Annotated in this window: 9 protein-coding genes; 4 read left to right on the plus strand and 5 right to left on the minus strand. The window is 60.1% G+C overall.

All coding sequences use genetic code 11. From position 1 onward, the window contains the following. The 4 genes from FWD29_09680 to FWD29_09695 all read left to right on the plus strand — a co-directional run. On the plus strand, positions 1-153 hold a 153-nt coding region (locus FWD29_09680), incomplete at its 5' end, for a Txe/YoeB family addiction module toxin (GenBank protein ID MCL2804198.1). A gap of 330 nt (positions 154-483) precedes the next feature. Further along, a complete protein-coding gene (locus FWD29_09685; protein MCL2804199.1) occupies positions 484-798 on the plus strand; it encodes a DUF1016 N-terminal domain-containing protein in 315 nt (104 codons plus the stop codon). A 40-nt stretch (positions 799-838) separates the two neighbouring features. Further along, positions 839-1,099 (plus strand): type II toxin-antitoxin system RelB/DinJ family antitoxin, encoded by a 261-nt coding sequence (locus FWD29_09690; GenBank protein MCL2804200.1) that lies wholly within the window; start codon positions 839-841, stop codon positions 1,097-1,099. 4 nt (positions 1,100-1,103) lie between these two features. Further along, positions 1,104-1,361, plus strand: a complete 258-nt coding sequence (locus tag FWD29_09695; GenBank protein ID MCL2804201.1) for a Txe/YoeB family addiction module toxin — start codon at positions 1,104-1,106, stop codon at positions 1,359-1,361. Between the two features lie 117 nt (positions 1,362-1,478). Here the strand turns inward: FWD29_09695 and FWD29_09700 are convergent, their stop codons facing one another. The 5 genes from FWD29_09700 to FWD29_09720 form a co-directional block, all read right to left on the minus strand. Continuing rightward, a complete protein-coding gene (locus FWD29_09700) occupies positions 1,479-1,910 on the minus strand; it encodes a hypothetical protein (GenBank protein ID MCL2804202.1) in 432 nt (143 codons plus the stop codon). Positions 1,911-1,950: 40 nt separating this feature from the next. Beyond that, the gene (locus tag FWD29_09705; GenBank protein MCL2804203.1) at positions 1,951-2,160 is read right to left on the minus strand and encodes a hypothetical protein; all 210 of its coding nucleotides are present in this window, start codon (positions 2,158-2,160) and stop codon (positions 1,951-1,953) included. Positions 2,161-2,325: 165 nt separating this feature from the next. Continuing rightward, positions 2,326-3,195 (minus strand): phosphate ABC transporter ATP-binding protein, encoded by an 870-nt coding sequence (locus FWD29_09710; protein MCL2804204.1) that lies wholly within the window; start codon positions 3,193-3,195, stop codon positions 2,326-2,328. A 269-nt stretch (positions 3,196-3,464) separates the two neighbouring features. Then, positions 3,465-4,331: a sortase gene (locus FWD29_09715; protein ID MCL2804205.1), complete on the minus strand. Its 867-nt coding sequence runs from the start codon at positions 4,329-4,331 to the stop codon at positions 3,465-3,467. Between the two features lie 221 nt (positions 4,332-4,552). After that, the coding region (locus FWD29_09720) for a hypothetical protein (GenBank protein ID MCL2804206.1) at positions 4,553-5,375 on the minus strand (823 nt) is incomplete at its 5' end.

Here is a 5,375-nt window from a genome sequence, read left to right on the forward strand (position 1 = left end):
CCTTTCGAAGGATCAGGGAAACCCGAACCACTGAAGTACCAGACGGGCGGCAACGTGTGGTCCCGTCGTATTACCCAAGAGCACCGCTTGGTCTACGAGGTCACGGCTACCAGCGTTGTGATTCTCCAAGCCCGCTTCCACTACCAAGACTGATCGCCCGACCGAACGGGAATGATCGAGCGCAAGGAGGCGATTGGGGCTCCACGGGGACGCAGGCGGGCAGTGACCCGGCGCTCAAACCAGCTTTTTGACGTTCCGACGTCGGTTCGAATCCGATCAGCTCCACCGAACTATCGCCCGTGACCAGCATAAACGCATCTCTTTCTGCGGTAGAGCACATGATCAACTGGGTCGCGCAGTAGACAGCAGGAATGAAGTCACCGACCAGAAGGAGGCCACCTTGACCTCGGCGAGTGGCTCGCCGAGGTCAAGGCGCGTATCCACTCTGCCCAGCAGCGGGCGGCGCTCGCTGTCAACACGGAGATGCTTCGGGTCTATTGGCAGACCGAGCGTGGCATCCTTGATCGGCAGGCCGACCAGGGTTGGGGCGTGAAGGTCGCCGAACGCCTTGCACACGATCTACGACAGTCGTTCCCCGATCTGGGCGGCTTCTCACGAGCAAATCTGATGTACATGCGGGCGTTCGCCAAGGCGTGGCCTGAGGACGCAATTGGCCAACAGGCTGTTGGCCAATTGCCGTGGGGCCACAACATCATGCTACTGACCAAACCGAAAGACCTTGAGCTGCGTCTGGCTTACGCCGAGGCAGCCGTCGAGTTCGGCGGTGCCATTATGTAAAGACGTGGTATGCTGTTTGTCTTGACGCTTGGAGGTAGCCGTGGCTGGAACAACACTGGTCAACATCCGCATGGACGCTGGCCTGAAGCAGGACATGGAAGACACCTGCCGCGAGCTCGGTATGAACATGACAACTGCGTTCACCGTCTTTGCCCGCAAGATGACACGGGAGCGGCGTATCCCCTTTGACGTTTCGGTTGATCCGTTCTATTCGAGCGCCAACCTTGAGCATTTGCGCTCTGTCCGCGCGGATGCCGAGACCGACACCAACATGGACCTGCACGAGCTGATCGAGGACTAGGCGGGTGCTCATCTCGTGGCATGAGTCGGCCTGGGCTGACTACCTCATGTGGCAAGGCCGCGACAAGAAGACACTTCGCCGTGTCAATGCGCTGATCAGGGACATCCAACGCAACGGCTACAAAACTACCGGGAAGCCCGAGCCGCTGCGAGGTGACTTGTCTGGATGGTGGAGCGTGCGCATCGACAGTGAACACCGACTCGTGTTTGCCATACGAAATGGAGTTCTTGAGATCTATCAATGCCACGGGCATTACGTTTAACGCTTTTCGCAGGGGTGTGTCGAGGTCGATGGACGGGAAGAGTTGCGTGGTGCGCGGCCAATGTCCCTCACTTGGCTTGTCTCCCTCGCCTGCCGATGCCGCGCCAATCGTTCGTAGTCAACCAGAGCGGGAACCGGTGACCTCAGAGCGACCGTGCTTGACGAGTCGCGCCTGGTCGTCGCTGACGGGGTCGAAAACGTCAAAGCCAAGCGCGGTGCAGGCGGCAGCCATCTCCTCGTCGTGGGTGACAACGGTTGTCTCTTCGACCCCGATGCTCAGCGCAAAGGCGACGTGGAGAGCGTCGGATGCCCGGAGCATTTGGCGTAGCCGCCTAGCCTCGTCAAACAGGTCGTCGATCTGGGTACCAATCGCAAACCTCACGAGGTATGCATCAGGGTCGACCTGGCCGGGCGCGAGGTCTCCTCGTAACTCCATGCGGATAATAGTTCGCCGAGTTTCTAGGTCAAGCATCCGGCAGCATGCGATGGTCTGCCCCACAGCCAGGCAATGACTCAGCCAGGCCTTCGCGGCCGGAGATTCGCCAAGCATTGCCCTCAGCACCACCGATGTGTCAACGACCCAGATCCTGTCAGTAGTCACGGGCGGCCTTTTCGTCTTCGATCTCAGCGACGATGGCCCGTGCGATGGTCGGGTCAACGCCAAAGTCTGGCAATGGTTCGCCTGAGCGAACTCGAGGCGGCGAAAGGACGCCCGCGCGAACAAGCGCTTCGGACCGCATCTGCGGCTGCACTAGGGCCCGTAATTCGAATGCCGGCATGCCATGGTCGGTAATGGTCACCGAGCCTATTCGGGCAAGTCGCGTCGCACGTGAAGGGTTCCGGTTGAAATCGCTCAGGGGCATGGTCGCGTTCATATCATTGATCCTACAACGTAGGTCCTATGAACTCGGCCGGATACGAGCCTACAGTTGTTGGCCGAGGCGGCCCTGGTCGTCACACGCGGCTCAGCCGAACCGCCCGCTGACGTAGTCCTTCGTTCTGGCGTCTTTGGGTTGATCGAACATGGCCTCGGTGGCGCCGTGCTCAACTATGACTCCTGGTGTGCCCTGGGTCGCCAGGAAAAAGGCACACTGCTGGGACACCCGGTGAGCCTGCTGCATGTTGTGCGTCACAATTACAATCGTCACCTCCTGGCACAGTTCCAGCATTGTCTCCTCGATCACCCTGGTCGAGGTGGGATCCAAAGCTGAGCAAGGCTCATCCATCAGCAACACCTTTGGCTGCACTGCCAAAGAGCGGGCGATGCACAGCCGCTGTTGCTGTCCGCCTGACAAGCCGCCGCCAGGCGAACGCAGCCGCTGCTTGACCTCCTCCCATAGCCCAGACCGGACCAAACACGATTCCACTAGCTCGTCTTTGCCGTCACGGTCGACCTTCATGCCGGTCAGCTTTAGGCCGGCGATAACGTTGTCGTAGATCGACATGGCCGGAAATGGGTTGGGCTTCTGGAACACCATTCCGATTTGCTTGCGGGCTTCGGTCAGCTTGTGGCCGCGATCATAGATGTCGTCGCCGTCCAACAGGACTTCACCAGCCAGTGAGGCCGATGACACCAGTTCGTGCATCCGGTTGAGTATTCGCAAAAAGGTGGACTTGCCACAGCCGGACGGGCCGATCAGTGAAGTGACCTGACCCGGCGGCATGGTCAGTGACACCCGGTCAAGCACCTTATGAGTCCCGAACCAGGCCGTGATGTTCTTCGCTTCGAGGTTGGCTAGCTTGTTGGCGGGCGGGGCCGCAGACTGAAGCGGGGCTTCCACCGGCTGGAACAGGCTAGTATCCCCAACCTCATCTACAACCGGCTGGAGCAGCATGGTGTCCCCAACCTCATCTACTACACGAGGTTTTTCAACCACCGGAGCGTCCTCAACCACCGGAGCGTCCTCAGCGACCGGAACATCCTCAACCACCGGAGCGTCCCCAACCACCGGAGGATCCTCCATCACCGGCCGGAGCAGCTTGGTGATCCAATCATCCTTTTCTACCGACCGGTCCTTGTCCGATGCATCGGTGCGAAGATGTGTTCCCATAGTCGTCTTTCTTTCACTGTCCTCAGGTTTGCGACGCCACGTTGGTTGCATGGCTACATCAGGTTCGGTAGTAGCAGGATCAATTGGTCAGCTACTAGCAGTCCGGCCAGCAGCAATACCGGAGCGAAAACCAGCCAGGTTTTTGCTCGGCCAACTAATCTCAGGCTGTAGGTTGCAGCTGCCCCAGCCAGGACAAAGAACTGTAACGCGAAGACCAAGGCCCAGACGGTGCGATAGTCACTGGCCATTTCCTTGTCGGCGCGTGGTAGTTGCCAGAAGGTGGTCTGGCGCAACCCGGTAGGCTGTGGCGGGGACACCAGCTCGGCGTCCACCCGGATCACTCCCGAGGGCATGAATGGCAGTCCTCGAGCCGTTTCTAAGACCAAACGGCTTTGCCCTGCCTTGGGTAGCGGTGGCGCAAGATCACCGGCGTAGCGAACGCCAATTACTCGGTAGACATGCTCACCTTGTCCTGTGATGAGCGATATCGCCTCACCAGGAGCTAATTCTTGGATCCTGGCAAACGGCCCGCCGTAGGCAGCGGCGCGTCCCATAATCACCGTGAAGCCGGGCTGTCCAGGTAGGGCAGAATCTCGCCGATGCCCAGGGCCACTCTTTAGAGCTCCCGCGGCTGTGCCCTGGACCACGATTTGATCAAGAGAAATACCGGGAATTTCGATCCGGGCCACCGGATCGCCATCCGACAAGAGCACGTCTTCGAAGGTGCCCTCGCTTACCGGCGCCGTTCCTGCCTCTAGCTGTCCGGCGAACACTCCACGCAACTGTATTTGGGCAATGGCTTGCTGCAACCCGCTCAACAGCACCAGATTCATCAGGAACCCGAGCACCAGCGCCGCCAGCAGCGCCAACACTCCTCGCGCCAGCTGTCGTTCTGGGCTGAGCGGAGTAAGCGGCAGCAATGACTTCGGAATCCTGCGAGGCGGTCTGGGCGGCTGGCCTGGCGACCGCGACCGTCTGCCTGACGGTTTGCCCCGCGACCGCTGACCTAGCGGCCGGCCCGGCGGCCTTGCCAGCTTGCCCCGTGACGATGACGGCTCGCCTGACGGCCGCGAGGGCTGCCGGACCGCCGGTTTGGGACGAAACCGCGGGATTCCCACCCGCATTAATTCTGCAATGGCAGTCACCGCAAAACGGCCTCCGCTGCGACGCTGTCGTCGTCTTCGATGCCCTCTTCTTTCTCGCCACTACCAGATGCTTTGGCACGCATGAGGGCTTCTTTTCGCCTCCTCCGCCACCACCAGGCACCTACAATTCCCGCAGCCAGCATCAGCACCAGGAACCACGGGAAGAACAAGGTCCAGCTATTTCGGGTCACCGAACCTAGACCCCAGGCATCATGGTTACCCATCCGCGACACAGTGACCTGGCTTGACACTAACGTCCACTGGGCCATGCCATGGATGGAAGTCGTGACGATCCTCGATTCTTCCGGTGCCAAATACAGGACCAACTTGACGCTCTTTGAACCGACCTGGCCACCGAAAATCTGTTTCACCGAGAATTCGGCTACCGCACTGACCGGGTCTGGCGAAGCGTTCCTAATTGGCACAGATAGCGCCAGCGAACCACCCAGTGGATTGATTGACCACCGATATCGAGCGCTCAGACCACCGACATAGACGATCCCGTCTGCGGTGACCTCGTCTGAAGCGTTGGCAGCGGTTGTCCCAAGGGGCTGCTCGTCACCAGCGCCACCGCCATCGGCCAAGTCCTGCGGCGGCGGCGCCTGAGCGTCAGCGCCTGGCGGGTTGGCCGGTTGGTCTCCGCCAGGAGTGTTGCTGCCGGTACCGATGGTCGGTTTTAGGGTCGGCTTTGTTGTCGGTTCTGGTTCATCGAACGGGTCGGGTTCTGATTCCAGTACTACCGCCTGCAACGGTACCGATCCAGAGTCATCCTCGGCGTGAGTCAACCAGACCTTGCCGGGGAAGTAGACCAGCCCAGCC

This window comes from Micrococcales bacterium (assembly GCA_009784895.1).
GTDB lineage: Bacteria > Actinomycetota > Actinomycetes > Actinomycetales > WQXJ01 > WQXJ01.

Bases quoted from the DNA above. Each gene is read 5' to 3' on its own strand.
- FWD29_09685 (MCL2804199.1), top strand. From the start codon at position 484: ATGCTTCGGGTCTATTGGCAGACCGAGCGTGGCATCCTTGATCGGCAG.
- FWD29_09700 (MCL2804202.1), bottom strand. From the start codon at position 1,910: ATGCTTGGCGAATCTCCGGCCGCGAAGGCCTGGCTGAGTCATTGCCTG.
- FWD29_09710 (MCL2804204.1), bottom strand. From the start codon at position 3,195: ATGCTGCTCCAGCCGGTTGTAGATGAGGTTGGGGATACTAGCCTGTTC.